Origin of the sequence: Polynucleobacter sp. JS-Polo-80-F4, assembly GCF_018881965.1 — a bacterium.
In the GTDB taxonomy this organism is placed as follows: Bacteria; Pseudomonadota; Gammaproteobacteria; order Burkholderiales; family Burkholderiaceae; genus Polynucleobacter.
Genome location: NZ_JACVPI010000001.1, coordinates 114,803 through 141,397 on the forward strand (window position 1 = coordinate 114,803; position 26,595 = coordinate 141,397).

27 protein-coding genes and 1 tRNA gene are annotated in these 26,595 nt (G+C 43.8%); 8 read left to right on the forward strand and 20 right to left on the reverse strand.

Annotation, left to right across the window (positions count from 1 at the left end; all coding sequences use genetic code 11):
• The first annotated feature begins 1 nt into the window (after position 1).
• Both ICN20_RS00580 and ICN20_RS00585 read left to right on the forward strand, forming a co-directional pair.
• Complete coding sequence (locus ICN20_RS00580; protein ID WP_216237354.1) at positions 2 to 412, forward strand: diacylglycerol kinase; 411 nt, start codon at positions 2 to 4, stop codon at positions 410 to 412.
• A gap of 8 nt (positions 413 to 420) precedes the next feature.
• Positions 421 to 1,344 (forward strand): GNAT family N-acetyltransferase, encoded by a 924-nt coding sequence (locus ICN20_RS00585; protein WP_216237356.1) that lies wholly within the window; start codon positions 421 to 423, stop codon positions 1,342 to 1,344.
• 91 nt (positions 1,345 to 1,435) lie between these two features.
• Here the strand turns inward: ICN20_RS00585 and ppx are convergent, their stop codons facing one another.
• The 7 genes from ppx to ICN20_RS00615 form a co-directional block, all read right to left on the reverse strand.
• Positions 1,436 to 2,998, reverse strand: a complete 1,563-nt coding sequence (gene ppx, locus ICN20_RS00590) for an exopolyphosphatase (RefSeq protein ID WP_216237358.1) — start codon at positions 2,996 to 2,998, stop codon at positions 1,436 to 1,438.
• A gap of 110 nt (positions 2,999 to 3,108) precedes the next feature.
• Complete coding sequence (locus tag ICN20_RS10325; RefSeq protein WP_370624513.1) at positions 3,109 to 3,318, reverse strand: GDCCVxC domain-containing (seleno)protein; 210 nt, start codon at positions 3,316 to 3,318, stop codon at positions 3,109 to 3,111.
• 54 nt (positions 3,319 to 3,372) lie between these two features.
• Positions 3,373 to 4,089, reverse strand: coding sequence for an MgtC/SapB family protein (locus ICN20_RS00595; RefSeq protein WP_216237360.1), 717 nt, complete (start codon positions 4,087 to 4,089; stop codon positions 3,373 to 3,375).
• An 11-nt stretch (positions 4,090 to 4,100) separates the two neighbouring features.
• A complete protein-coding gene (locus ICN20_RS00600) occupies positions 4,101 to 5,846 on the reverse strand; it encodes an alkaline phosphatase (protein WP_216237361.1) in 1,746 nt (581 codons plus the stop codon).
• Positions 5,847 to 5,934: 88 nt separating this feature from the next.
• The gene (locus ICN20_RS00605) at positions 5,935 to 7,368 is read right to left on the reverse strand and encodes a DUF2252 domain-containing protein (protein ID WP_216237365.1); all 1,434 of its coding nucleotides are present in this window, start codon (positions 7,366 to 7,368) and stop codon (positions 5,935 to 5,937) included.
• Between the two features lie 60 nt (positions 7,369 to 7,428).
• The gene (locus ICN20_RS00610) at positions 7,429 to 7,869 is read right to left on the reverse strand and encodes a tautomerase family protein (protein ID WP_216237366.1); all 441 of its coding nucleotides are present in this window, start codon (positions 7,867 to 7,869) and stop codon (positions 7,429 to 7,431) included.
• 22 nt (positions 7,870 to 7,891) lie between these two features.
• Positions 7,892 to 8,389 (reverse strand): arsenate reductase ArsC, encoded by a 498-nt coding sequence (locus ICN20_RS00615; protein WP_216237368.1) that lies wholly within the window; start codon positions 8,387 to 8,389, stop codon positions 7,892 to 7,894.
• A gap of 667 nt (positions 8,390 to 9,056) precedes the next feature.
• Between ICN20_RS00615 and ICN20_RS00620 the strand changes: the two genes are divergently transcribed.
• Positions 9,057 to 9,533, forward strand: coding sequence for an MgtC/SapB family protein (locus ICN20_RS00620; protein ID WP_216237370.1), 477 nt, complete (start codon positions 9,057 to 9,059; stop codon positions 9,531 to 9,533).
• An 83-nt stretch (positions 9,534 to 9,616) separates the two neighbouring features.
• Positions 9,617 to 9,817 carry a hypothetical protein gene (locus tag ICN20_RS00625; RefSeq protein WP_216237373.1) on the forward strand — a complete coding sequence of 67 codons (201 nt, stop codon included), beginning with the start codon at positions 9,617 to 9,619 and terminating at the stop codon, positions 9,815 to 9,817.
• A 2-nt stretch (positions 9,818 to 9,819) separates the two neighbouring features.
• Here ICN20_RS00625 and phoR read toward each other — a convergent pair whose 3' ends face one another.
• The 8 genes from phoR to ICN20_RS00665 form a co-directional block, all read right to left on the reverse strand.
• Positions 9,820 to 11,118: a phosphate regulon sensor histidine kinase PhoR gene (phoR, locus tag ICN20_RS00630; RefSeq protein WP_216237375.1), complete on the reverse strand. Its 1,299-nt coding sequence runs from the start codon at positions 11,116 to 11,118 to the stop codon at positions 9,820 to 9,822.
• Between the two features lie 64 nt (positions 11,119 to 11,182).
• Entirely contained in the window at positions 11,183 to 11,896 is a 714-nt protein-coding gene (gene phoB, locus ICN20_RS00635; RefSeq protein WP_216237376.1) for a phosphate regulon transcriptional regulator PhoB, read from the reverse strand.
• 14 nt (positions 11,897 to 11,910) lie between these two features.
• A complete protein-coding gene (gene phoU, locus ICN20_RS00640) occupies positions 11,911 to 12,618 on the reverse strand; it encodes a phosphate signaling complex protein PhoU (protein WP_216237378.1) in 708 nt (235 codons plus the stop codon).
• A gap of 13 nt (positions 12,619 to 12,631) precedes the next feature.
• A complete protein-coding gene (pstB, locus tag ICN20_RS00645; RefSeq protein WP_255534584.1) occupies positions 12,632 to 13,468 on the reverse strand; it encodes a phosphate ABC transporter ATP-binding protein PstB in 837 nt (278 codons plus the stop codon).
• 8 nt (positions 13,469 to 13,476) lie between these two features.
• Positions 13,477 to 14,334, reverse strand: a complete 858-nt coding sequence (gene pstA / locus ICN20_RS00650) for a phosphate ABC transporter permease PstA (RefSeq protein WP_370624548.1) — start codon at positions 14,332 to 14,334, stop codon at positions 13,477 to 13,479.
• A 5-nt stretch (positions 14,335 to 14,339) separates the two neighbouring features.
• Entirely contained in the window at positions 14,340 to 15,326 is a 987-nt protein-coding gene (gene pstC / locus ICN20_RS00655; RefSeq protein WP_216237382.1) for a phosphate ABC transporter permease subunit PstC, read from the reverse strand.
• A gap of 88 nt (positions 15,327 to 15,414) precedes the next feature.
• Positions 15,415 to 16,437 carry a phosphate ABC transporter substrate-binding protein PstS gene (gene pstS, locus ICN20_RS00660; RefSeq protein ID WP_216237384.1) on the reverse strand — a complete coding sequence of 341 codons (1,023 nt, stop codon included), beginning with the start codon at positions 16,435 to 16,437 and terminating at the stop codon, positions 15,415 to 15,417.
• 184 nt (positions 16,438 to 16,621) lie between these two features.
• On the reverse strand, positions 16,622 to 17,635 hold the full coding sequence (locus ICN20_RS00665) for a CorA family divalent cation transporter (protein ID WP_216237386.1): 1,014 nt from the start codon (positions 17,633 to 17,635) through the stop codon (positions 16,622 to 16,624).
• A gap of 112 nt (positions 17,636 to 17,747) precedes the next feature.
• Here ICN20_RS00665 and ICN20_RS00670 point away from each other — a divergent pair, with 112 nt between their 5' ends.
• From ICN20_RS00670 to ICN20_RS00680, 3 genes are all read left to right on the forward strand, one after another.
• Positions 17,748 to 18,578: a hypothetical protein gene (locus ICN20_RS00670; RefSeq protein ID WP_216237388.1), complete on the forward strand. Its 831-nt coding sequence runs from the start codon at positions 17,748 to 17,750 to the stop codon at positions 18,576 to 18,578.
• Positions 18,579 to 18,644: 66 nt separating this feature from the next.
• Entirely contained in the window at positions 18,645 to 19,082 is a 438-nt protein-coding gene (locus tag ICN20_RS00675) for a hypothetical protein (protein WP_216237390.1), read from the forward strand.
• Positions 19,083 to 19,084: 2 nt separating this feature from the next.
• Positions 19,085 to 20,068, forward strand: coding sequence for a hypothetical protein (locus tag ICN20_RS00680; protein ID WP_216237392.1), 984 nt, complete (start codon positions 19,085 to 19,087; stop codon positions 20,066 to 20,068).
• A gap of 298 nt (positions 20,069 to 20,366) precedes the next feature.
• On the opposite strand, the gene ICN20_RS00685 is transcribed toward ICN20_RS00680, so the two are convergent.
• Positions 20,367 to 21,665, reverse strand: a complete 1,299-nt coding sequence (locus ICN20_RS00685) for a lipase family protein (RefSeq protein WP_216237394.1) — start codon at positions 21,663 to 21,665, stop codon at positions 20,367 to 20,369.
• 365 nt (positions 21,666 to 22,030) lie between these two features.
• Between ICN20_RS00685 and ICN20_RS00690 the strand changes: the two genes are divergently transcribed.
• Positions 22,031 to 22,429, forward strand: coding sequence for an alpha/beta fold hydrolase (locus tag ICN20_RS00690; protein ID WP_216237396.1), 399 nt, complete (start codon positions 22,031 to 22,033; stop codon positions 22,427 to 22,429).
• Between the two features lie 5 nt (positions 22,430 to 22,434).
• Here ICN20_RS00690 and recQ read toward each other — a convergent pair whose 3' ends face one another.
• The 4 genes from recQ to ICN20_RS00710 form a co-directional block, all read right to left on the reverse strand.
• Positions 22,435 to 24,273, reverse strand: coding sequence for a DNA helicase RecQ (gene recQ, locus ICN20_RS00695; protein ID WP_216237398.1), 1,839 nt, complete (start codon positions 24,271 to 24,273; stop codon positions 22,435 to 22,437).
• 120 nt (positions 24,274 to 24,393) lie between these two features.
• Positions 24,394 to 24,483 (reverse strand) — tRNA-Ser (locus tag ICN20_RS00700).
• Between the two features lie 54 nt (positions 24,484 to 24,537).
• Complete coding sequence (gene serS, locus ICN20_RS00705; RefSeq protein WP_216237401.1) at positions 24,538 to 25,848, reverse strand: serine--tRNA ligase; 1,311 nt, start codon at positions 25,846 to 25,848, stop codon at positions 24,538 to 24,540.
• 57 nt (positions 25,849 to 25,905) lie between these two features.
• Positions 25,906 to 26,586, reverse strand: a complete 681-nt coding sequence (locus tag ICN20_RS00710) for an outer membrane lipoprotein carrier protein LolA (protein WP_216237403.1) — start codon at positions 26,584 to 26,586, stop codon at positions 25,906 to 25,908.
• Between the last annotated feature and the right edge of the window lie 9 nt (positions 26,587 to 26,595).

Below are 26,595 nucleotides of genomic sequence, written 5' to 3' on the forward strand. Positions count from 1 at the left end.
CATGTTGAACGCTCCATACCATATCGACCAAAATCCCCATAAGGGCAATCGTGGTCTTGCCAGGGCATGGCATGCAGCCAAAAACTCTTGGTGTGGGTTGGTATATGCATTTATGGAAGAAAGTGCTTTTAGACAAGAACTTACTTTATTTGCATTGCTAACACCGGTTGCCTGCTTGCTGCCGATTTCACTGCTAGAAAAAGCATTACTAGTTTCTTCATTGGTTATGGTTCTTGTGATTGAACTTCTTAACTCAAGCGTAGAAGCAGCAATCGATCGCATTTCATTCGAACATCATGATCTCTCTAAGCGAGCAAAAGATTTTGGTAGTGCCGCTGTCATGCTTGCTCTGCTTGTGGCCACCCTTCTCTGGGCAGCTGTCTGTGCCCCCCTCATATTTAATGTCAATTAAGGCTAACTATGTCTGATATTCCTAACCCAATCGGCTCATTTGAGATTTTCGCCCCCAAGAAAGTCAAGGCATTCAAAAGAAAGAAGCCAAGCGCATTTAAAAAACTCTCTAAAAAGTTAGCCAAGAAGCTTTTTGGTAAAAAGTTTGCGACTAAGACAAGAGCTGAACTCAGAGATGTTGATATCACCCCCGCCGTTCAGATAGATAAACCCAAAAAACCTGCTTTTCAGATTATTTGGGCGAGCACTCCTGGCGAAGTTAAAGAAGCGCAAAGATTACGCTTTAAGGTGTTTGCTGAAGAAATGGGTGCTAACCTCCCTAAAAATGCTGAAGGCTTAGATGTTGATGAATTTGATTCGTATTGCGATCATTTATTGATTCGTGATCAAGATACCCTCAAAGTAGTTGGCACTTATCGCGTGCTGCCACCACATAAAGCACTAGAAATTGGTCGCCTCTACTCTGATTCTGAGTTCGATCTCTCCCGCATTGACCACCTCCGCCCGAAATTGGTTGAATTAGGTAGATCCTGCGTTCACCAAGACTATCGCTCAGGCGCAGTCATCATGGCTCTATGGAGTGGCTTAGCCCAGTACATGCAGAAGAATGGTTATGAAATCATGTTGGGTTGCGCTAGCATCCCGATGGCTGATGGCGGACATTTTGCGGCCAGCCTTTACAACTCGCTAGGCAACGACCAAATGGCGCCAACAGAGTTCCACGCCTTCCCACGTTTACCTTTACCTTTAGATAAATTAAATGGTGGCTTGGATGTCCAACCTCCACCATTGATTAAGGGCTATCTAAAGCTTGGCGCAAAAATATGTAGCGCTCCAGCATGGGATCCAGACTTCAATACGGCTGACTTGTTAACCATGCTGCGTCTCTCAGAAATCAACCCACGTTATGCAAAGCATTTCTTAGGCTTGTAATCTCAGCGCATTCATTGAAAGCAAAAGCCACTTCAGATTGAAGTGGCTTTTTTATGCTTACTTTAAGATTTATTTGAAGCTTATTTTAGGCTTACTTAAAACTTACCTGGTAGGAGTGACCAATTCTTTCCCACTCTGCAGCCTCTTTCATCAGACTAAACTCGGTTAAAGGATGTTCGGCTGCCCACTCTTTAGAAAGGCTCACAAGATAAGAGCCACCATGTTCGGAAACCTTGACCTTAGGAAAGTTAACGTCGTTTCGACCCCGACAGAGCACCTGCGCCAGTCTTAAACAAAAGAGCATGCGCCAGTCTTCAAAACTATGATTATTCGCCAACTTACCCAACTTGCCGGTATGCCCAATTAATAGCGCTGCAAGTCTTGCTTGATCATTTTTAGAAAATCCTGGCATGTCGGCATTGCCCGCTATGTAAGCAGAATGCTTGTGATATCCATTGTGGGCGATAGACAAACCAATTTCATGGAGGTTAGCTGCCCACTGCAATAAAGCAACGTTATCTGCTCTACTCTCTGCCTCAGGTTTAGGTAATTGCTGTAAAAAATCAGCAGCCAATTTACCCACCCTGTCAGCCTGCTCTCGATCGACTGCATATCGCTGCATAAATTGCTCAACAGTGACATAACGCATGTCATGATGTTGTGAGCGGCCAAGCAGGTCATATAAAACACCGCTACGTAAAGCGGCATCCGTAACTTCCATTTCTTCGATACCCAATTCATCGAATGCTGCCAACATAATTGCTAGACCACCTGGCCATACCGCTCTTCTATCGTCCTTAAGACCTACTAATTCAACCTGATTTACATGCTCATACTTCAGGAGATGCTTTTTGAGATTCTTCAAGCCCTCACGGGTAATGAGGCCACTTGCACCATTGACGCGGCCCATCGTCAAACCGTCACCAGGTCCATTAAAGTGGTTATTTGCAATCAAATCGGCTAAAGCTCTAGCAGTTCCAGAGGAGCCAATCACCTGCTTCCAGCCACTCTTCAAATAAGCACCTGAGATAACCTGTATTTCACGGCGGGCAGCTAGCTCAGCCTCCTTAAAGGCATGCGCATCAATATTTCCCTTAGGGAAAAAACGCATACTGTGAGAAACGCAGCCAATATAAAGACTCTCCATCAGCTTTGGCTCATAGCCTTTACCGATAATGAATTCTGTAGAACCGCCACCAATATCTATAACCAGCCTATTACCCTGGATAGCCTGGACTTCATGGGCTGCTCCAATATAAATAAGTCGAGCCTCTTCTACGCCTGCAATCACTTCGATTGGAAACCCTAAGGCTTCTTGCGCATCCTGAACAAATTGTTGGGAATTTTTAGCAACCCGTAAGGTGTTTGTGGCAACCGCTCGTACATTAGAAGGATCAAATCCACGGATGCGCTCACCAAAACGCCTAATAGCAATTAATCCCCGCTGATAAGCATCATTACCAAGCAATTTATTTTCGGTAAGGCCTGCAGCCAGACGTACCGTTTCGCGCAAGGTATCGATTGGGCGTAATTGCGTACCGGATGGTGTATTTACTGCTTGAGCCACTAGCATACGAAAACTATTGGATCCCAAATCAACCGCAGCAACTAGGTCTGCGGAATTCACTAAAGGATCTACGGGATTGCTGGCCAAAATATTCCCCAAAAATGGACTGCTGTATCAATTGTGTCTATTTTATGTAAAAACAATGACACATTGATGAAAAGACCAGCAAGCCTTTATGGCTGGGGGTGCTATTTAAGCTAGGCTGCCAAATTTTGCTCTGAGCTTGAGCAATCTCGATTGCCAAAACTGCACAAAATGCAGCAGTCACCTGATTTAGGCTTCAGAATCGCACTACAGGAACGGCAGCGGTAGAAGTGCTGGGAACCCTCTTCGGAGCTGATGATTTCAGAGGCCTGGCAATGTGGGCAAGTAACAGTAGCTTGCGGGTATTGGATAGTCTTATTCACACTGCAATACTGAATCAAGATTATGTCAATAGTGTGTCAAAGCAGATACACCGCTTAATCTGTTGTACTGGGGCTCCAGAATGCTTGGGTTACAAAGTCCTGATCGGCAATTTTTTCAATGAGCTTATCCATCTCATCACCATCTACAGCCGACGCCGTTAATACCGCTTGAATTTCTACATCTTCACTACCAAATTGATGCACTTCAATATCTTGGGTTTGGTAGCCCGCCTCTTCCAGCGTTCTAATAAATTGCTTTAATGCATGCTTTTGAGCATGTTTAGGGGTAATGATGAATATGGAATTTGTTACCTCAACCGAAACGGTATCAAGGGGTTGGCGATTAATAAACGTCACCACAGGACGCAACAGTGTATTGGCTGCCAACACGAATACAGTTGCTAATCCAGCCTCCAATATCAAGTCCGCGCCAGCGCAGGCTCCCACCGCTCCTGATGCCCATAGGGTTGCCGCTGTGTTAATCCCGCGAACATTACCTTCTTCACGCATGATGACACCAGCGCCTAAAAATCCAATGCCTGAAACGACATATGCCATTACATGTACTGCCCCATCATGACCGGTAAGACGATTCGCAGCATCTACAAAAATGGCAGCACCGATAGCAACCAAGATGTTGGTTCGCAAACCAGCAGTTCTTTGGCGATATTGACGCTCAAGACCAATTAAGCCGCCAAAGAAAAAGGCAGCAGTCAGGCTGATTGCAGTATCAGTCAGGGATGCATAGTTAATGTTGCTAACAAATTCCATGGTACTGGTAATTATTTTGAGCCGAGACCTAGGGACTCTACCATCACTTTAAATACCTCAGTGTTATCCATGAAACCCTTGAATTTTTCGGATCCTGGGCCCATCGCATTCAGAACAGCATCATCGGCCGTATGCACACCAGAATCTTGATACGACGGCAAATTGCCCCCCACATGAATGGCATCTTCCTGAAGCTGGATATATTTTGGATTGGCTACATATTTACCGGAATCATCTTTAACGGCGGGAACAAATGTGCCATCTAGTTTTGGATGCAAGGTTTCGTAGTGATCCGGATAGTTGCCATAAAAGAATGCGATGCGTTTAGAGACATCAATCTTATTTGGGTATCCCTGTATATCGGCCTTAGGATAATTTGGATAACCTGCCTCAGCATAAATACCCACTTTTTCACGCAACGGTCCCGGCTTGTCATCATGCACCACTCCACTAATTGAGCCACTGTGCGTATGATCTGGCGTCACAATGATCAGGGTATCGGGATGGGTTTTAGCAAAGTCCTTGGCAATCTGGACCGCATTACTGAGCATGATGGTGTCAAACGCCGCCCGCTCCCAATCCAGGGGGTGATTAAACTTATCGATCAGCGCAGCTTCCACCATCAAGAAAAATCCATTGGGATTTCTGGATAGAACATCAATCGCAGATTGCGTCATTTCTGTGAGGTCTGGTTGATTGGGGTATTGCTCAACCGTATTCTTTTTAAGGTATAGACGATCTAGAGAACCGTCCATGTTATCCGGATGAAACACGCCGAATAATTTTCTTGTTCCCTTACTCTCTGATGCCAAAAGTAATTCTTGTTTTGTAAAAGCTAACTGATAGCCATTCGACTTAAAGTTTTCAACTAAATTCTGCTCATCTTTACGCTTCGAACCCTTGGATGACTTAGGATAAAAGTAAGCCGAACCTCCGCCTAGAATAACTTCCGCACCACTGGATAGCAATTGGTCAGCAATATATTGCTTATCAGCCCTCCGCCTTGTATGCGAGACCATAGCGCCTGGAGTAGCATCCTCCAATTCCGCATCCGAAACGATGCCCACTGCCATTTTGGTATTGCGTTTGATCAATTCTGCAATGGTTTCTACCTTGGGATGCGAAAGATTGTCATTTGCACGGGATACATAAACGCCCATGGCATTTACTGCTGTTTTATGACCAGTTGTATAAGCACTCATTGAATTAGCGGAGTCTGTAATAAGCGAATCAGACCCGGATGTGCCAATCATTGCTGTACTAGGCATATCGTCAAAAGCCAATCGTCCCTGATACTTTCCCTCCTGAATACCTTTAGAAAGAACCCTAGCAGTGGTGCGATTGGCAATCGTCATACCATCACCAATAAATAGAATCACATTCTTTACGCGGCGAGGACCAGTAGCATAAACATCCCAATTGACCTGCAAACGCTCCTGAGATGTTCGAGCGACAACTTGATATTTACCCGCTTTGGATAGTTGAACATCCCTAAATAGAATGGAACTACCTTTACCATTTTCATTCGCAATAAACTCTGATTTAGCGCTTATGGTTTTATTAATGGGTGCACCATTAAGCTCAATAATGACCTCTTTAGGATCGAGCACGGAGTTGAATTCAATCTTGATATCAAACTTAGATCCGGCCAAAATAGAGGCTTGATCGATTGGATAAACTGCTGCAGCCTGAGCTATACCAGTAAGGCTTCCAAATAAAATAAGAAATACAACTCTTAGAAATGGTGATGTTTTCATGGAAAAAAGGGCTTGGGATAGGTCAAACTAGACTATCTTCCAATCAAATGACAATTTGATGACGGCCATAAAGCGCTTTACTTAAATACTATTTTGTCTTTGCAACCTTAAGTCTTCCACTCTTAACCGCCTTACGAAATAACTCAAAATCGCGCTCATTCTGCTTCGCATAGGATCTGGCAAATGAATACATTGCCTCACTAAACTCTTTATCTTGACCGCAATACCCAGCGAGCTCTGCTGCATCCCCAGAGCGCGCATGGCCAAGAGCGAGCGCCCAACCAAATAGCTTGGAATAGTCCGCAAAATTCTTTAAGGAAATACCCCCCGGGCCTATCTCGATGCCGCCTTTCATATCGCGTAATTGACGCAGATAAAACCCTTGGCTTTTATCAACATCGAACTGCATGGAGCCGTAATTCAAAAAGATATCCGGAGCGCCTTGGAGCAATCTCTGACCAGCTACTACACGCAGACCCATATCTCGATAAATGGATTCGCCCAAGTAAGGACTTAAGACAGATTTTTGTGCTTCCTTATATTGCAAGAATAAGGGGTCATTTGCACTATCCCCCTCAAAATATAGGACCATGCAATTAGTTCCCACACTTCCAACGCCAACTACCTTACGTGCAAAATCTTTCAAAACGTAACGCTCAAACAAAATCTTGCGATCAGCTAGTAAGGTGCTTGAATAATTCAGCAAAGCCTTATCTATTAGGGAGCTCAAAGGGTGTCCAAAAGCATTCTTTTTGAAGTGCTCAATTAATGGGGGCTTATTGATAATCTTTCGGTCTTTGCCAACAAGGGTAGTGAGTTTTTGTAATACCTGTACATTCCCTTGCCCCTTGGTCTGATTGAAGTAGACATCAATTTTTTTTTGATGTTCTTTACTAAAATTCTTGCGAACATCTGCTTCGCCAATGAATTCTTGCGCCAAATCCAGATAAGGCATTTTGGCATATTGAGCCAGCCGTTTTTGGTACTCAGCGCATATACGGAATGCTAATTTTTTGCTTAATGCTTTATCCCCACCATTGCTTTCACAAGCAATGACTGCGCTCGTAACAAGACGCTTCATATCCCACTCCCAGCTACCGGGAAGAGTTTCGTCAAAGTCATTAATCCCAAATACCAGTCGATGTTCTGTAGTTCCAAACAAGCCAAAATTTGACACATGCATATCACCGCAAAGCTGAACTGTAATATTGGTGTATGGCTGGCTCGCCAAATCTTGAGCCATGATGGCTGCACCACCGCGATAAAAAGCAAAGGGTGACTGAAGCATGCGCTCATAGCGAATCGGAATCAAAGACTCAATTCGAGTCTTGGCTTGATTCTCCAAAATGCTAATGGGATCAATTCGATGTTTTGGCGGAGTGTATATACCTTGCTCTGCAATGCTCACTACTTTTCGCAAGGCCTTACCATCACCCATACGCTTTTTAATGCTGGGCCTAGGGTTACTAAAGGACTCTACCGATCTAAGAACAGCAAATTTGGGTTTCTTCTGTGAGGGCATGGGCTACCTGAGCAATGGATATACCCGCCCATCTTAAAGCCATTCCAAATACAGCGCGAACTAGGAATTGAGGTAATTTAACTTCTTCTGAATGCCTGCAGGCAGTGTAGAGAACCAAATACTATCGTCCCCTACCGCAGGTAGTATTTGGCCATATTCAACCATTTGACCCGGGGTAATTTCATCAATATATGCCCAGATCTGATGCCCAGCCAATCCTGAAGCGCCCTGAAGTGCTACCTCAAGCTCAACGAGAAGTTGCTTTTTCATTTGCTCACTTCTACCGTTGCGGATTTGTCCACTCAAAAAGAGATGGGGTTCATCAAGAAGAACGCCACCAATAAAGCAATCATGTAAATCTAATTGTTTAAAAATCACTTGAGCAAAATAGGCCTCTGCACCAGTGATATCAGCATGAATTTTAGTAATCGCCTTAGCAACCGTAAATCTTTGATGGGTTGTCAGCGAAAAGCCAGCGTAATTAACGGTATATGTAGCCATGTTGAGATGCGTTTATAAAACTCTAGTTACATTGTTGATGGATGGAGTGAAGCTCATCTTTTATCTGCAAGTGATCCAACTTATCCATTGGAAGATCAAGTAATAGCTCGATACGATTGCGTAAACCCATCTCGACTTTTCTAAAAGCATCCCACATTTCTTGCTCGCTACCAGTCACCGCTGCTGGATCAATAAAACCCCAATGAGCAGTCGTCGGATGGCCGGGCCAGTAAGGGCACTCCTCACCTGCAGCAGAGTCGCAAACGGTGATAATAAAGTCCATGTGGGGCGCATCATGTCTACCGAACTCATCCCAAGTTTTACTTCTGAGTAATTCGAGTGGATACCCCATCTCTCTTGCAAGCTTAAGTGCAATTGGATGAACAAATTGCTTTGGATTTGAGCCAGCAGAATAACCTATAAATCGGCCATGACTCAGAGTGGTTGCAAGGGCCTCACCCAAAATGGAGCGTGCTGAGTTACCGGTGCACAAAAAGAGAATGTTATAAGGACGAGTCATGCAACCTCAGTTAAACATTAGATATTTCAAATGATTTCATCAAGACGTAATGCATATTTTCTGTCTATCAGAAATTGACTCACTCTTGAATCATTTAAAGCAGGAGTCCTAAGCTCTTGCTCCTTTAACCCTGAGACCACCTTCTCCCGCACTTCATTTCTCAGGACATTTGATAAATATTTAGTGAGAGTAGCATTCATAAGCTTTGCTTTATAAAAATAGTGAATGCAATCATCCTAGGCTATGTATATTTCAATTTTATTAATATTCAATGGCCGGGGACAAGAAAAAAACCTAGCGTATGCTGGGCTATAAAGGAAGACAAGATACCTTATCTTGGTCAGATGAGATCCGACGATTCAATGTACCTTTGGTTCATTACATCTAGATAACTAATGACTTAGCTACCAAGTCGATGAACCATATAACGGTTTGCGTAAGCTACCCTTGCCTCACTCCATGCTTGCCATAAGCGTGTGATTAATTTTTTCATATTGCATCCTTGTGGTGAAAGATTTTCAGGCATCCCTATTTTGTAGAGAAGCGACATTGACTACACTTTGATTATTCATGATGAAGATGACAGGGTGAAGTCGCTTTTATGACGCAATCAACTAGCTGGGATAAACTGGGTTGTACCTATAACCATCTCCAATAAGGAAACGACATGTTTGATTGGGATATCTACGGAACTATTGCGCTCCGGCTGGCTTTAGCCTTGTTAGTTGGTGCCGTTCTTGGCCTCAATCGCTGGTTACACCATAAATCTGCCGGTATTCGCACGCACTCTTTAGTAGCTATAGGTTCGGCAACCGCCGTCATGCTCATCAGCGACTTTGTGAGAGATGATGCTCAATCAGTCAGCCGCGTTCTTCAGGGCCTTATTACCGGACTTGGCTTTTTGGGAGCTGGAGTGATCATTCGAGAACAACGCTCTCAAAGGGTTCATGGGCTGACTACGGCAGCCAGCCTTTGGGCCTGCGCCCTGATTGGGGCAGCCTTTGGAGCCGGGCAATTTGCGCTTGGAGGGCTGTCCTTGGGGGCGATTTTGATCACCCTACTGCTTGGCGGCCCCCTAGAAAGAATGGTTGCCAAGCTTAATGGCGTTAGAAGGGGCTCTGAAATTTCAGGGGATCCCGACTAAACCCCCTTAAAACACTCAAAAAAGCGAGTTTTGTCATATTTGTTTGATAGGATTGCCATCTTCGTCAATTACAAGATAAAGCCATGAGTGATTACAAATATGCAGATGCAGTAAAACAGCTCCAGGAAAGTGGCGCTATTGGCCTAGTGGACCTTAAGAGCCTTCCTCATGAGGATCTTGAAGAGCTATTTGAAGAAATCAAAGTCTGGTGCCTATATGCCGGAGGCAAGACTGAAAAGCTTTGTAAAGAGTCTAAAAAGAAGAAGAAAAAGAAGAAAGATTAGCCCTAGAGAGCTATACGCTCTTTAGGAAAGCGAAGTATGAAAGTGCTGCCCTTACCTGGCGTGCTTTCAATAATGAGCTGAGCTTGATGTCGACTGGCAATATGCTTAACGATTGCTAATCCCAGGCCAGTTCCCCCTGTATCCCGAGAACGACTTCTATCAACGCGATAAAACCGCTCAGTAAGTCTTGAAATATGTTCGGATGCAATACCTGGGCCGCTATCTGTTACAGAAAATTCTCCCTGCCCTTCAGTATTGAGCTTCCAACTCACATCAATTGCCCCAGAGTCAGGCGTATAACGAATGGCATTGGAGACTAAATTACTAAACGCAGAAAGTATCTCTCTTTCATCACCCAATAAAGAAGATGGATCTTCTACTTTAAAACTAAAACTATGTTTACCTTTAGATAAAGCCTCAGCATCATTCCTGAGCAATGCCATTAAGGTTTCGACATTGACACCATTGGTGGCCGCAGGTAACGAGTTGGCCTCTAAGTTAGCCAAGGTCAATAAATCCTCAACCAAACTTTTCATGCGTTGCGCCTGCGACATCATCATGTCGAAATACTGATCACGTTGACCCTTCTCAAGATCTAAGGTTTGAACTGTCTCCAAAAAGCCCATCAATACAGTGATAGGCGTTCTCATCTCATGAGAAACGTTGGCAACGAAATCACGACGCATCGCATCTATTTTTTGTAGGTCAGTGACATTTTGGACTAACAATAAGTGACGTTGATTGCCAAACGGAAATAACTGTAGCAGCAAGCTAAGACTGCTATTTGGCCCCATTCGCTCCAATAGCAAGGGCTCTTCGAAGTTACGCTTATTAATGTATTGAATGAACTCTGGGCGACGAATGAGGAAGTTAATTCGCTGCAATGCATCGCGCTTGAAGTTCAAACCAAAAAAACGTTCTGCAATTGCGTTACACCATTCAATTTGATCATTTTGATCAAGCATCAGAATGCCATTAGGTGAAGCTTGAAAAGCTTCAATAAAGTGGTCATGCTGCTGTTCAATGCTCAGCATTCTTTGTTTCAATGATTTAACTAAACGTTGTAATCGAAACAAAACCTCTTCCCAAAAACCACTAGGCAAGGACATAGACTCAACTGAGTCAGTTTGAATGGCCTTTTGAAGACGAGCTAAATTGATGTACGAATAGACCAGAGGGATGGATATCAAGGCCACTGTTGTCAAAATAGCCCATTGAGCACCCCAGTTATAAAGGGTGATAAAAGAGATTATCAAAACAACGCAAATAAGGAAAATGAAGCGACTTAAGGCGGAAATCATAGTGCAATCTTAGACGATCTCTGAAGCGCCCCAGAAATGAGTAAAAAAGCCTAAAAAATAGGCTTTAGATATCGGTTGGGATTTTGGTGATACGGTAACCACTACCCCTAACTGTCTCAATAAAACGATCGCAGTCTGCCGGACTTAAGGCGGCTCTTAAGCGCTTGATATGGACATCCACAGTGCGCTCTTCAATGTAAACCTCATTGCCCCAAACATTGTCGAGCAAACTGGCTCTGGAGTGAACTCGCTCTGGATTGGCCATAAAGTATTGGAGAAGTCGGTATTCTGTAGGGCCCAAAGAAATGGGCTTTGGGTCTGAATTAGGCCAGACTGCTAGCACTCTGTGAGAGCTCGGATCCAGCTTTAAGGGTCCAACCGTCAGGGGGCCAGTGTCATCTACTGGAGTTTGTCTGCGCAACAGGGCCTTAACTCTGGCAATAAGTTCTTTGGGTGAGAAAGGCTTGGTGACATAATCATCTGCCCCAGAATCTAAACCCATCACTTTATCTGCCTCTTCACTTTTGGCGGTGAGCATCAAAATTGGTAAGCCTCTTGTGCGCTCATTAGCCCTGAGCTCTTTAGCAAACTGAACGCCAGACTTACCAGGAAGCATCCAATCCAAAATCACAAGATTAGGCAACTGGTCCTTCATAATGCCTTGAGCAATATCAGCCTGCATCGCCTTTTCTACCTCATAACCTGCATGTGTCAAATTAATTGCGATGAGTTCTGCAATGGATGGCTCATCTTCAACTATTAGTATGCGGTGAGTCATTTAAATAGATCGCTTTATTCTTTAGTAGCTTCGCGGACCAAATCTGCATGTGGAATATGGCGAACATCAGAACCCTTTGCAATGTAGATCACAAATTCGGCAATATTCTTTGCATGATCACCAATACGCTCAATTGCCTTGGCAATGGTTAGCATATCCAGGCCAGTGCTGATGGTATGGGGATCTTCAGACATGTAAGTGATGAGCTTGCGAACAAAACCCCTAAACTCTTCATCAATTTGGCGATCCTCGGCTACTACTTCTGCAGCTGCAATAGTATCTAGCCTTGCAAATGCATCTAAGCTACGGCGCAATAAGTTAATCGCCATTTGGCCAGAGAGTCGAATCTCAGCAACGTTAATGTTATGTACTGAGCCAGCCTCTATTAAGCGCTTAGTGCGCTTAGCTACACGCTCCGCTTCATCACCGGCACGCTCTAAATTGGTAATTGCTTTAGAGACCGCCATTACTAAGCGCAAGTCACGGGCAGTTGGTTGACGACGCGCAATAACCTCTGTACAGGCTAAATCGATTTGAATCTCAAGATCGTTAACAAGCTTTTCGTTTTCAATAACGATGTTGCAAGTATCAATATCCATTTGCGTGAATGCACGCATCGCGGTAGCAATTTGTGACTCAACTAAGCCACCCATTTCAAGCAAACGACTTGAAAGAGAATTAAGATCGGCATCAAATTGTGATGATAGGTGTTTATCTGGCATTTAATATCTCCAATTAACCGAAGCGACCGGTAATGTAGTCTTCTGTTTCTTTACGCTTAGGCTTGATAAAGATTTCATCTGTTTTACCATATTCAACTAGGCTACCTAAGTACATATAAGCAGTGTAGTCGGATACGCGAGCTGCCTGTTGCATATTGTGGGTCACAATCGCAATGGTGTACTCATGCTTAAGTTCATTAATAAGCTCTTCGATTTTTCCTGTTGAAATAGGATCCAATGCAGAAGTAGGCTCATCTAGCAAAATCACAGATGGCTTTACTGCAACGCCTCGAGCAATACACAGACGCTGCTGTTGGCCGCCAGACAGAGATAAACCACTTTGGTTTAACTTATCCTTAGCCTCATTCCATAGGGCAGCCTTATTCAGCGCCCACTCAACACGCTCATCCATTTCTGAACGTGAAAGCTTTTCGTACAAACGCACACCAAAGGCGATGTTTTCATAGATCGACATTGGGAATGGGGTTGGCTTTTGGAAAACCATGCCAATACGTGAACGTAGTAAGTTTAAGTCTTGGCCTGGTTCAAGGATGTTCTGGCCATAGAAGTTGATTTCACCTTCAGCGCGCTGACCAGGATAAAGGTCATACATGCGATTTAAGGTGCGCAATAAAGTAGATTTACCGCAACCAGAGGGCCCGATGAATGCCGTTACTTTGCCCTGCTCAATATCGAGGTTAATATTTTTAAGGCCTTGAAAGGTGCCGTAATAGAAATTCAGATTTCTCACTTCAAGCGCGTTAATAGCCGCCTGCTCTGAATGTTGAATTGTTGTTTCCACTTTACCCCCTTGACCATCAATCTTATTTAAGTCAAACATTGTTTTCATATTGCTCATCATCCTTGGACCTTCTCACGGAATACCACTCGTGCCAAAATATTTAAGCCGAGAACAGCAAAAGTGATGAGTAATGCACCACCCCAAGCCAGTTCAACCCAGTTGTCATATGGACTCATAGCAAATTGGAAAATCACCACTGGTAAATTTGCCATTGGGGCATTCATATTGGTTGAGAAGAACTGATTATTTAACGCTGTAAAGAGCAATGGCGCTGTTTCACCACTAACGCGCGCCAGAGCAAGCAAGATTCCTGTCATTACGCCACTTTGCGCAGCGCGTAAGGTAATCATGAAAGCTACCTTCCACTTCGGCGTACCCAAGGCATAAGCAGCCTCACGTAAGCTACCAGGCACTAAACGAAGCATATTTTCAGTTGTACGAACAACCACAGGAATGGCAATTAAAGCCAGTGCAATGGTTCCCGCCCAGCCTGAGAAGTGTCTAACCTGGGCAACCACAAATGCGTATACAAACAAACCAATCACAATCGATGGCGCTGAAAGCATGATGTCAGTAACAAAGCGAGTAACGGCAGCAACGCGACTACGATCACCATATTCAGATAAATATAGTCCCGCTAAAACACCAATCGGCGTACTGATTAAAGTACAGGTCCCTACCAACAAAAGACTTCCAACAATGGCATTTGCAAGACCACCGCCCTCAGAGCCTGGGGCTGGAGTGCTTTGCGTAAAGAGGTTTAAGTCAATCGCTGATAACCCCTTGAATAATAGAACGCTCAAAATCCAAAGCAAAAAGATCATTCCTAGGGCCATTGCACCCATCGATAGGGTCAAACCAATCTTATTTGCGCGCTTGCGCTTAGCAAAAACAGCTTGGTCAATATTGGACATACTGTTCATGTTTTTAATCCTTGCCTCTTCTCCATATTGTTTAGCATCCACTTAGCGCATGCCAATACAACGAAGGTGATAATGAATAACGCCAAACCTAAGGCAAATAAAGAAGATAAATGATTGCCTGCTTCCGCCTCACCAAATTCATTGGCAAGAGTTGAGGCAATGGATGTGCCTGGAGCAAATAGCGAAGCAGATAAGCGATGCGCATTACCAATAACAAAGGTGACTGCCATCGTTTCACCAAGCGCCCTACCTAATCCGAGCATCACGCCGCCAATTACGCCAGCCTTGGTATAAGGCAGAACAACATTCTTGACCACTTCCCACGTAGTGCAGCCGATACCATAAGCAGACTCTTTGAGAACTGGTGGAACGATTTCAAATACATCACGCATAACGGATGCAATGAAAGGCAGAATCATCATTGCCAAGATTAATCCGGCACACAAAATACCAATGCCGTTAAAAGCACCCGAGAATAAGATGCCGAAGCCAGGAATCTGACCCAAAGTTGCAGCTAAAGCAGGCTGAATATATTCAGCAAACAATGGTGCAAAAATAAATAGGCCAAACATACCGTAAATAATTGATGGGACGGCTGCAAGCAATTCAACAGCTGTACCCAAAGGTCTACGGAGCGGGCCTGGGCAGAGTTCGGTTAGAAATACGGCAATGCCAAAGCTCAGAGGGACAGCAATCAACAATGCAATTAAAGAAGTAACCACAGTGCCATAGATAGCAATCAAACCGCCAAACTCACCATTAACAACATCCCACTCTTGCGAGAAGAAAAAGCCAGGACCAAACGTATGCAAAGCTGGCCATGCATTTATGACGAGCGAGATCAGAATGCCCATCAAAGCAATAAGAACGGATAAAGCAAAGAATTGCGTTATTCCATGGAACAAGAAGTCCTGAATTCGCTGCAATTTAGCAATCCTTAGCGCCTGTGGCGTAGGTGCCGAATGAGACTGAATGGTATCCATTGAGATAGGCTTATTTAAATATTAAAACAGCCCCACAACACTGTGGAGCTGTTCATTAAAGAGTATTTGATAAGAAAACCATCAAACCTTACTTAGTTACAACCTTTGTGAATACATTCTTGCGAATGAAATCAGTTGTTGCATCAGGCATTGGAACGTAATCCAACTCTTCCGCCATTTTCTTTCCATCTTTGAAAGCAAAGTCAAAGAATTTGATCACTTCAGCTGCATTAGCTTTGTTTTCAGGATTCTTGTAAAGCAAGATGAAAGAAGCGCCAGTGATTGGCCATGATTTAGCACCTGAAGCATTGGTAATAAATGTGCCCATACCAGGGATCTTTGCCCAATCTGTACCAGCTGCTGCAGCTGCAAAGGTTAAGTCATCAGGAGCAACAAAATTACCGTCTTTGTTTTTCAAAGAGATAAATGTCATTTTGTTTTTCTTGGCGTATGCATACTCTACATAACCTACAGAGTTCTTAACGCGGGTTACGTTAGCAGCAACGCCTTCATTGCCCTTGCCGCCTACTGTAGAAGCTGCAGGCCACTTTACGTTAGCACCAGAACCTACGGCATCTTTAAACAAAGTGCTTGTCTTAGCCAAGTAGTCAGTAAAGATTGCAGTTGTACCGGAACCATCTGCACGAGTTACTACAGTGATTGGACCAGAAGGAATCTTTACGCCTGGGTTCATGATGGCAATGCGCTTGTCACCCCAATCAGAGATAACGCCTTGGAAAATGTCGGCCAATGTTGGGCCATCCAATTTGATTTCGCCTGGCTTTACACCGTCAACGTTGATCACTGGAACTACACCACCAATAATGGCAGGAAACTGAACCATGCCATCTTTTTCTAATTCTTCAAATTTCACTGGATTGTCAGTAGCGCCGAAATCTACAGTCTTTGCTTTAATTTGCTTAATACCGCCAGAAGAACCAATAGACTGATAGTTCAAGTTAGAGCCGGTCTTTGCTTTGAAGGCTTCAGCCCACTTAGCGTAAATTGGGTATGGGAATGTTGCGCCTGCACCTGTCATGTCCACAGCAAAAGCCGTTGGAGCAAGTGAAATAGCGCTAATAACTAGTGCTTTTTTCAAAAAAGATTTCATGTGTTTCGTCCTAATATTGAAATAACGCAACATTGCGATAGTAGGACGATACTTTTTCACTGTGACGGTTTAATGACAAAGTGTCTTTAATAAATATTTCCTATATAAAACAATGATTTATAGAAAATATATAACACTTAAAGTGGAGCAATTTGGCAACCTTTAGGATGCCCTCTCCAGCGACTTAAATGATTCTTTTAAGCTTTAATGATGCAAAAACTGCTGCCCCAGTAATAGACATAAGAAACATCACTTGATAAAAGGAACCTTTTAGCCCAGGAAGATCCTCCATATTCATACCCATGACTCCTGTTATTAAAGTCATAGGAAGGAAGATCACCGTCATTACGGACAAAACTTGCAAGTTTTTGGCATTAAATTCGGCTACATGGGCAGCTTGCTCATCTTGCAATACTTTGGCACGGTCGTAAAGACTAGAAATCTCCTGCACTAAGTAGGAGAGCAGATCCAAGTCATCATTCAAGCTGTTTTTATCTTCCTCAGTAAACCAGTACGGGAGACGCTTTAATAAACGATGTAAGGCTATTAGTTCTGGTGAAAAATGCCTACGGAGGCGGCTACATTGAATCCGTATCCTGCCAAGATTTTCATGCTCTGGAAACTCCCTTCCTTTTAGAAGGTTCTCCTCTAGGTCATCCATATTCCCTGAAAGATGAACTAAAAGAGTTCTCAATTGCTCAGCGCGTAAATCTAGTAACTCATGGAACAATTCGATTACAGAGCCAGGGTTGAGCTGACCATTCCTCAAGTCATACCTCAATTTGTCAGTAGTTCTAAGGGGGTTGTTGCGTAGAGAGACCATTAACTTTGGCCGAACAATTGCCCAAAGGGTTCCTAGGCTTGAGTCGCCGGCCCCCTCCCCAAACTCTTGTTGAAAGTCATTCATCACCATCAAGAGGCAATCATCTAGCTTTTCAATACGTTCTAGGCGACTCAGATTGACGCCCTCTTGAATCATCTCCACAACTCGCTCAGGAATCAATGGCGTGTTTTCAAGCCAGCGCTGTATTTGAGAATTAGATAGATTTAAATGTAGCCAGATGGAGATATTCGGATTTTCAAGTGCCTCAGAAATTTCAAATAAAGGAATTTCATACCCATCGCCCAATATAGGCATAGCCCAGGCAAAAACAACGCCCGCCACTGGAAATGGTTTTGTAATAATTTCTGTAGACATTAATAAATTGTATGGCACAACTTAAATAAACCATTACCTGCCTGACATCAAAATGTCATGAAAGTAATCTAAACAGATTGCTTTACCAATCATCGGGCCACGTAAGATCTTCATGAAAAGCTTATGCCTTTCCCTTCTACTTGTGCCAACGCTAGTTTTTGCATTTGAACCTTTAAATACCGATGATGCGGGTACCGTAAAAGCCGGAGGAAATCAGATAGAGCAGTATTTTTTCTCCATCAATCGACAAGGGGGTTCACAGCAGGCAGATATTATTACGCCCGGCGAAGAGTACACCGGCAGAACAGATGCAAAGGCCTTTCCCTTTACATATACCCGTGGATTGAGTAATCAAGTAGAAGCATCGATCTCTGCAACCTACTTCAATGAACCAAGCGGTAATTACTCTAAATTTGCCAACTATGTGCTAGCAAGCAAATGGCGGTTTTACGAAGACGAGGATCTGGGCTACGCTTTGGCTATTAAGCCAACAGTGGTATTGCCTGCCGGTAAGCAACAGCAAGTTGCTGGATTAGGTTTGGCCGCGTTTAACTATGGCGTGAATTTCATCGCCTCCAAATATTGGCAAGATATAGAGTTACATCTGAATGCCGTATACATGCGTTCACCTTACAACACGAATTACAGCGTTGGAACTACGACCGATCTTAATCGCACAAATATCTTTTTGATTTCTGTTGCCCCCGTTTGGTCAATATCCAAGAATTTCAAAATCGCATTAGATATTGGAGCTGCGACCAATCCACCTTCATCTGAACAATACTTAAGTCATTACGCCTTGATTGCGGGCATCTATTCCCTTACCGACAGCATAGATCTTGGCGTGTCTTACATGCGAACTGGTTCAAGCTATGGCGAAACTTTTGCATCGCAACAAGCTGGCGCTACACGCAGTGAAGTTGGAGTTACCTGGAGATTTTAAATTTAAACTGATTTGTGAATATAAAAGTGTCACAATTTTGTAGCAAACTAGGAGCACTCATTACCTTTGAACTGGAACAACTCAATGTTCTATCAGATTATTCCCCTAGAAATAGGCTCCTTAGTAGAGCGCAATATATTTCAGCAATCGAATAAAGAGATTAAGTGCGGCATGGTCTGGAAGTTGGGTTCCGTTTTAACAAACATCAAACCCCTGTTCATAAAGACCTACGATCCTAAAATTGGAATCTGCATTGAAGATATCCCCGGCGGTATTATCAGCAAAAAATATGGCGGAGAAAAAGTCATTTATTTCTCAGACACTGTCGAAGATGAAGAACAAGATGAGTTAACGGATATTTTTTACCAAAGTAATCGAAAGTACTCGAAGAGCCATGAGGATGTCTTCCATGATTTGGGTTGGACTCAAGTAAGCTCAGAGACCTATATATTTGGTGAACTTGAAATTAAGGAGTTAGATGATGCTCCTAGCGCTTATAAATAAATATGAAATCATTTAACACACTCAAAGCACTATTTAGCGGGCTTCTCATTGCATGCTCTTTGACAGCATCTGCGCAGTCATTAGAGGCATTTAAATTTATAGCCTTAGGTGATGTGCCCTACTCCATTCCAGAAGACTATGTTCGCTACGAAAGATTAATTGCAGTAATCAACAAATCCAATCCGAGTTTTAGTCTCTTTATTGGTGATACCAAATCAGGCTCTACTCCATGTAGCGATGAATATAACCAAAAGGTGAAGGGCTATTTCAATCAATTTACATCTCCATTAATTTATAGCATTGGAGATAATGAATGGACTGATTGTCATCGTCCGCTAGCAGGATCTTACGACCCCCTCGAGCGTTTAGACAATCTAAGAAGCACTTTCTTTAACACACAAAAAAGCTTTGGCAAACAACAGATCAGCCTCATCAGACAGGCTGATACAGACCCAAAGTACAAGAAGTTTGTTGAAAATGCTTACTGGGTAAAAAATCATTTTCTCTTTGTCAGCCTACACATTCCCGGTTCAAACAATAACTTTGAGCGAAATGATCAAGCAAAAGCTGAGTACTTCGAACGCAATCAAGCCAACTTAGACTGGATTCAACGTGCCTTTGACCTTGCGTCAACTAAGGGATATTTGGGAATTGTTTTTTGCTACCAAGCTGATATGTTTTATACGCCTACACAAGCAACTAATGCAGATAGCGGGTATCGAGATACATTGCACGCCTTCAGTAAAAATGCGCAGGAATTCAAAAAACCAGTACTTTTAATTCATGGTGACAGTCATCGCCTTATCCTGGATCAACCATTAAAGACGGTAGATCAAAAAAATATACTTGAGAATGTTCTTCGCCTAGAGCTTATGGGTGCAGAACAAGTCCAGGCGGTAATGATTGGGATAAATCCAAAGTCTGAGCAACCTTTTAGCTTTACACCGATTTTGCTTAGACAAAATATGGGCACGCCAAAACCCTAAAGGCCGATTAAGAGTGCTCCGAGCTTATTAAAACGGCCTTCGACAGTAATTTGATTTTCAGAGTATGAAATGTCATCAAAATCACATCAACCTGTCACATTAGATTTGTAAAGTTAAGTTCTACTTATGGGAGATGAGGTGTAATTCTCTCGTTACTGGTTACGAATAGTTTGTGCCATCAGCCCATAGGTAACCAAATTTAAATACTTTAGATAGCTTTATTTCTTCAGCATTAATCTGAATAGGTCAAAGAAAAACCACCCGTGGGTGGCTTTTCTATTTAAGAGAAAGACTTTCTCTAGTTTTGTGGGCAGGCGTTAGCCAATGGCTTGCTAGCAATACGGTCTTTCACCCAAGCTAAATAGAAGGGCTTGGATGAGCCAGGAGTCGTAAAGTGAGATTGCTCCCCAGGCAACTGCATTCTTCCAACATTACCGCCTAATTTGCAGGCTTGCTCTTGGTAAAGCTTATGCATCATTGGTGGAACTGCAGTGTCCTTTGAGCCAAAATAAATCTGTATTGGTGCAACAGGTTTAACAACTGGCACTCCGCCCTTTAACATCGCCTCAGCCCAAGCAACAGTATTGCTCGGCTTTTGCTTTAACAAACTAGCATAGCTTGAACCATAGTTAAAGTTAAATGTATCGCTAGCGGTATGCATGCATTTATTGCTGTAAATCTCGTTGGCAACCTTTACACCCTCGTCGGTAAAAATGTCCGATAACTTAAGATTAGGGAATGCAGCCTGCGTGCCCCAATAAAACATGGTTGCATGTGTGAAATTGAAAACGTTATCCAAGAACATTTTTTGTGAGTCTTGGAAGTATTTATCTGCGGTAGCTTGATCATGTTTGCCTGCAGGGGCAAGGATCGAAATATCTTGCGGCGCCAAGGCCACAAAACCCACAATATCAAGATTATCAGCAACCGTACCAGTCTGCTTGATGTACTCAGGCATTCCAGCCAAGGCAATCGTTGCCCCGCCACCTTGTGACCAGCCATAAACTAAAGTCTTTTTACTGGCGCCTGTTTCTTTCATAGAAACTACAGCACGGGCAGCATTGAGTGTATCCATACCATTAGTAGCGGCAACGCTATATTGATGTCTACCGCCACCGCCCAGACCTTGATAGTCAGTTGCAACAAGAACATAACCTTCCTTGATGAACTCTTCTGCCGCAGGAAGACCGTAATCAGTCCAAGAATTGCCTCCTACCAAAAAGTATTCATTCAAAGGAATAGCAGGATCGATAACTTGTGATGGGCCACAGTTTTGTGCTGAGCCTGTTGTTCCATGCGCCCAAGTCATTACCGGACGACCGCCTGCTGGAGCCGCCCCTGTAGGTGCAACCACTACACCAGTTGAAATGGTTTTACGACCAGAAACATCTGAAGAAATATAAGCAATCTTCCAAGCTTGTGCACCTTTAATGGAGGTGGCGATTTTTTCTTGCTTGATCACTTGCCCTAACTTACCTTCAGGGGCCATTTTCATAACGGCAGCGTAAAAAGGTTGCATTGGTGGATCGGCATGCGCTGCTGAGAAGCCAATGCCAAGCAAAGAACCAACAACTAAGGTTGATAGAATTTTTTTCATTTTCCAGGTTTCTAAATGAGGTCTAAGACTATATTAAACACCAACTTTTAATACATTTAGATAATTTATATTGATATTCTTGAAGCCTCTTTTATGGGCCGAAAGAGTCCCGCCCATCTGGGATAACCCTTGGTGAAAACTAAAACAAGATATTTTCTACCCATATTGCAATGCTAATATGGGGTGCTCCCAACCCAATTGGATTCTTGCGATGCCTTTTAATAAAACCCTACGCTTTTTAAAGATCGACTTCATGCGAGGTGCCTATTTAACGATTGCCGCCTTAGTCATCTGTCTGACTTTTAGCTTTTCAGCACAAGATTGCCATTAATAAAAAGGTTGGCGAGGAATTAAATAATCCTAGTTTGTCACCAATGGAGAATTTTGAGCTGCTATTCCCAATAACACCCGAAGGTAAAGCAGCTACTAAGGCTGTCTATACACGTTGGGCAGCAGCTAAAGCTGCTGGAACAATCCCTGATGATTTTGTAGTGTCTAAAGAAACAAAGGCGCGTCAAGTTCGCGCTCGCATCACTCTTTGGGATGCTGATAACCAGAATTACCAGGATTTAAAGAATATTAAAATTCCTGTACTGGTCGCAGATGGCCGCGAGGATATTATCGACAATCCCCAAAACTCAGTCATCATCGCAAAACAGATTCCTTTTGCTTGGCTGGCCTTTTATGAAGGCGGACATGCATTCTTATTCCAAAGTTACAAGAAACTTTCTGAAACTGTGAATGTCTTCCTGCAAAAAGACTAGCTGACTTAACTGGAGCGCTCTAGATTTTCTAAAATGGTTTCAAGAAAGTGTTCGCCATAGCGCTCCAGCTTAGCTTGCCCCACCCCGCCAATACGGCTGAACTGACTTAAGGTAGTCGGCTGAGATTTAACCATCTCCTGCAAGGTGCTGTCATGAAAAATGACATAGGGTGGCACACCTTGTTCTCGCGCTAACTCAGTACGTTTGGCCTTAAGTGCATCCCACAGTTTTTCATCTGCAATATTGCTAAAGGGATGCGTAGACTTCTTGCTTGCTCCAGACTTCGTAGCTTTACTCTTGGAATAGCCTGTTTCTTTGCGCAGCCAAACCTCTTGTTCTCCACGCAATACTGGCAAGGCAATCGCATCTACCAGCTTTAAGCCGCCATGTAATGCAATATCAGCATCTAAATAACCACCCGCTACTAATTGACGATAGATGCTATTCCACTGTGCCTGATTGAGTTCCGACCCAATACCGAATGTACTTACTTGCTCATGAAAAAATTGCTTCACTCTAGGGGTTACTTTACCCATCAGCACATCAATTAAATGGGTTACTCCAAAACGTTGGCCTGTACGGTATACGCAAGACAATGCTTTTTGCACTTCGTGTGTAGCATTCCAGGTGGCCACTGGCTCTAGGCAGTTATCGCAGTTACCACAGCTACCAGCATGCATCTCTCCAAAGTAACGCAAGATTGTTTGATGGCGGCAGGTCGTAGATTCACAATAGCCTAGTAGCGCATTGAGCTTTTGGCGCTCTACCCGCTTGCGGTCCTCAGAAGCTTCACCAGAATCCACCATTTGCCGCAAGCTCACCACATCCCCAAAGCCGTAGGCCATCCAAGCATTTGCTGGCAAGCCATCACGCCCTGCTCGTCCAGTTTCTTGGTAGTACCCTTCCATGCTCTTGGGGAGATCTAGGTGGGCTACAAAGCGAACGTTGGGCTTATCAATACCCATACCAAACGCTACGGTTGCAACCATGATGACACCCTCTTCACGCAAGAAGCGTTTTTGATTGGCGCTGCGTGTTTCCACACTTAAGCCTGCGTGATACGGCATAGCATCCCAGCCGCGGTCTACCAACCATTGGGCAGTCTCTTCTACGCTACGGCGTGATAGACAGTAAATGATTCCGGAGTCATCGGCATGTTCTGCATCTAAAAAATGCTCTAACTGTTGTTTGGCACTTTGCTTTTGGAGAACTCGATACTTAATATTGGGACGATCGAAGCTAGAAACAAACTGCTTGGCAGACTCCAGTGAAAGACGCTCCACAATTTCTGCTCGGGTTGGCGCATCCGCAGTAGCCGTTAAGGCGATACGAGGCACCTTCGGAAATCGTTCATGCAAAACAGTTAACTGGCGATATTCTGGGCGGAAATCATGACCCCATTGAGAAACACAGTGTGCTTCATCAATAGCGAACAGTGCAATTCCAGGGCCGCTATTGAGTCTATCGAGTATCGATAGAAAACTAGAGCTCATTAGACGCTCTGGCGCAACATAGATCAAGTCAAGATCTCCAGCCAGTAATTGACTGGTCACCTTTTGAGATGTTGCTGCATCTAGACTGGAATTTAAGAATGAAGCTTTAACGCCCAACTGGGTTAACGCATCGACTTGGTCTTGCATTAGCGCAATTAAGGGAGAAACCACTACTCCAACACCACGTCTAACAAGCGAGGGAATTTGATAGCACAGCGACTTACCGGCACCAGTAGGCATGAGGACTAAAGCATCCCCGCCAGCTACAACATGCTCAACAATAGACTCTTGAGCACCACGAAATTGATCAAAGCCGAAAACATCATGAAGTACTTGGTGGCTCGATTGCAACAGTAACGCTCCCTTGTCTATTAAATACCTGCGTATTACAAACTACGTACAAATAAAAAGCCCCACGTCATGCGGGGCTCTTTCAATATTTTCTGAATGTATACAAATACAGAATCTAAATGGCGGAGAGGGTGGGATTCGAACCCACGGTAGGTTTGACCCTACGCTTGATTTCGAGTCAAGCACATTCGACCACTCTGCCACCTCTCCGAACCAAAGCCAATTATAGCTTTGGGGTACTTGTTTAGTTTTGCTTAGTTTTGCTTAAGCTGGCTTGAGCACTTCCAAACCACCCAAGTAAGGTTGCAATGCTTTAGGAATAGTAATACTGCCATCTACCTGTTGCTTGTTCTCTAGGAGAGCTACCAATGCCCTACCAACAGCAAGACCTGAACCATTCAAAGTGTGAACTAATTCTGGCTTACCTTGACCCGCTTTAAATCTGGCTTGCATGCGTCTTGCTTGAAAGTCACCCATGCTAGAACATGAACTAATTTCTCTGTAGGCATTTTGTGATGGCACCCAAACTTCTAAGTCATAAGTCTTAGTGCTGCCAAAGCCCATATCACCAGTACAGAGCAATACTTTTCTGTAAGGAAGCTCTAGAAGCTCCAGGATTTTTTCTGCATGGCCTGTGAGATCTTCCAAAGCTTGCATGGAGTCTTCGGGCTTAGTGATTTGCACCAACTCTACTTTGTCAAACTGATGCTGACGAATCATGCCTCGGACATCGCGACCATAGCTACCGGCTTCTGAACGGAAACATGGGGTGTGCGCTACAAACTTCATTGGTAAGTTATCAGCATTAACGATTTCATCGCGAACTAAATTTGTTACAGGCACTTCTGCAGTTGGGATAAGGTAAAAGTTTTCTGTTTTGGCTTCTCCACCTTCGTCTTCACCGCCCATTTGACGTGGAACTTTGAATAGATCTTCTTCAAACTTCGGAAGCTGCCCTGTACCACGCATGGATGCGGCATTAACCATATACGGTGCATACACTTCTTGATAGTCATGCTTTGTAGCATGCGTATCAATCATGAACTGCGCTAAGGCACGATGCAATCTTGCAATCGGCCCTTTGAGAACAACAAAGCGCGAACCACTGATCTTGGCTGCCACTTCAAAATCTAAACCCAATGGGCCGCCCAGATCAACGTGGTCTTTAATCTCAAAATCAAAAATAGGCTCTTCACCCCAACGCTTTACTTCTTTATTTTCTGTCTCATCTTTGCCGGCAGGCACAGATTCATCCGGAAGATTAGGGATACCCATCAAGAAATCAGAAATCTCCGCCTGGAGCGTGCTTAATCTAGCTGCTCCAGATTCCATATCGGTATTAACTTGTGCAACCTCAGCCATTTCAGCTGCAGCATCCTCGCCCTTACCTTTTTTCATACCAATCGCTTTAGATAATTGGTTGCGCTTGGCCTGTAATTCTTCGGTACGGGTTTGCAAAGATTTACGCTCCGATTCTAAGGTGTTGAATTTCTCAACATCCAATTGGAATTTACGAGTCGCTAGGCGCGCAGCAACTGCGGCGATATCTTTACGGAGTAATTGCGGATCAATCATATGTTGCTCTGGTGTGCTTTGGTTGTTCTGGTTCAGTACTTAATCAATATTGTGGCTCTAGTTTAAGCGCAAGACTTCTGCCCCTGCAGGCGGAATAAAGGTAAAGCGATTGGCTGGCAAATTGACATTGAGCTGGATCTTATCCAGAGTTACCAAGACTACGCTACCTAGACCATCGGTTAGTTCAAGTGCCTTAGGCAAGCCATTGGCCATACCAATAGAAATCTTTGTATAAGGAAGATCATTTTTACTCTTGGCATTGGGATCTTTTTTGGGAGTCAAAGCTACCCACTTCATGCCCAGACGCTCTTCGCCTTCAATTAAATCAAAGTGCTGATCCAATGAACTTTCACCAAACAGAATCGCTGCAGGGGTAGATGCAAGCGCTTGCCCTGCAGGACGAAAAGTTGCTTGATTTAAGTCCTTGTCCCACAAGATCAGTTGCTTGCCATCAGCAATTAACTTTTGCTCATAGGGCTTTTGGGTATCCCAGATAAAACGGCCTGGACGCTGAAAAACAAAATGGCCTTGAGTTTGGCGAAGAACTTTCAAGCCCTTGTCTTGTGACTCATTCGCCTTAGGAGCGCGCAACTGTTGCTGCACAAAGTCGCCTTCAGCAGTTTTGGAGTTACGCACAAATTGGCGTAACTGCTCTGAACCACTTTCGACTTGGGAGTGAGCTACATTTGAAAACAGAATGACTGTTCCCAGAACAACAGCAGAAAAGAATCTTTGCAAAATGAAGCC

Excerpts from the sequence above, each read along its gene's own strand:
- ICN20_RS00580 (WP_216237354.1), top strand. The coding sequence starts at position 2 with ATGTTGAACGCTCCATACCATATCGACCAAAATCCCCATAAGGGCAAT.
- ICN20_RS00585 (WP_216237356.1), top strand. The coding sequence starts at position 421 with ATGTCTGATATTCCTAACCCAATCGGCTCATTTGAGATTTTCGCCCCC.
- ICN20_RS00595 (WP_216237360.1), bottom strand. The coding sequence starts at position 4,089 with ATGGAATTTGTTAGCAACATTAACTATGCATCCCTGACTGATACTGCA.
- ICN20_RS00600 (WP_216237361.1), bottom strand. The coding sequence starts at position 5,846 with ATGAAAACATCACCATTTCTAAGAGTTGTATTTCTTATTTTATTTGGA.
- ICN20_RS00605 (WP_216237365.1), bottom strand. The coding sequence starts at position 7,368 with ATGCCCTCACAGAAGAAACCCAAATTTGCTGTTCTTAGATCGGTAGAG.
- ICN20_RS00610 (WP_216237366.1), bottom strand. The coding sequence starts at position 7,869 with ATGGCTACATATACCGTTAATTACGCTGGCTTTTCGCTGACAACCCAT.
- ICN20_RS00615 (WP_216237368.1), bottom strand. The coding sequence starts at position 8,389 with ATGACTCGTCCTTATAACATTCTCTTTTTGTGCACCGGTAACTCAGCA.
- ICN20_RS00620 (WP_216237370.1), top strand. The coding sequence starts at position 9,057 with ATGTTTGATTGGGATATCTACGGAACTATTGCGCTCCGGCTGGCTTTA.
- ICN20_RS00625 (WP_216237373.1), top strand. The coding sequence starts at position 9,617 with ATGAGTGATTACAAATATGCAGATGCAGTAAAACAGCTCCAGGAAAGT.
- phoR (WP_216237375.1), bottom strand. The coding sequence starts at position 11,118 with ATGATTTCCGCCTTAAGTCGCTTCATTTTCCTTATTTGCGTTGTTTTG.
- phoB (WP_216237376.1), bottom strand. The coding sequence starts at position 11,896 with ATGACTCACCGCATACTAATAGTTGAAGATGAGCCATCCATTGCAGAA.
- phoU (WP_216237378.1), bottom strand. The coding sequence starts at position 12,618 with ATGCCAGATAAACACCTATCATCACAATTTGATGCCGATCTTAATTCT.
- pstB (WP_255534584.1), bottom strand. The coding sequence starts at position 13,468 with ATGAAAACAATGTTTGACTTAAATAAGATTGATGGTCAAGGGGGTAAA.
- pstA (WP_370624548.1), bottom strand. The coding sequence starts at position 14,334 with ATGTCCAATATTGACCAAGCTGTTTTTGCTAAGCGCAAGCGCGCAAAT.
- pstC (WP_216237382.1), bottom strand. The coding sequence starts at position 15,326 with ATGGATACCATTCAGTCTCATTCGGCACCTACGCCACAGGCGCTAAGG.
- pstS (WP_216237384.1), bottom strand. The coding sequence starts at position 16,437 with ATGAAATCTTTTTTGAAAAAAGCACTAGTTATTAGCGCTATTTCACTT.
- ICN20_RS00665 (WP_216237386.1), bottom strand. The coding sequence starts at position 17,635 with ATGTCTACAGAAATTATTACAAAACCATTTCCAGTGGCGGGCGTTGTT.
- ICN20_RS00670 (WP_216237388.1), top strand. The coding sequence starts at position 17,748 with ATGAAAAGCTTATGCCTTTCCCTTCTACTTGTGCCAACGCTAGTTTTT.
- ICN20_RS00680 (WP_216237392.1), top strand. The coding sequence starts at position 19,085 with ATGAAATCATTTAACACACTCAAAGCACTATTTAGCGGGCTTCTCATT.
- ICN20_RS00685 (WP_216237394.1), bottom strand. The coding sequence starts at position 21,665 with ATGAAAAAAATTCTATCAACCTTAGTTGTTGGTTCTTTGCTTGGCATT.
- serS (WP_216237401.1), bottom strand. The coding sequence starts at position 25,848 with ATGATTGATCCGCAATTACTCCGTAAAGATATCGCCGCAGTTGCTGCG.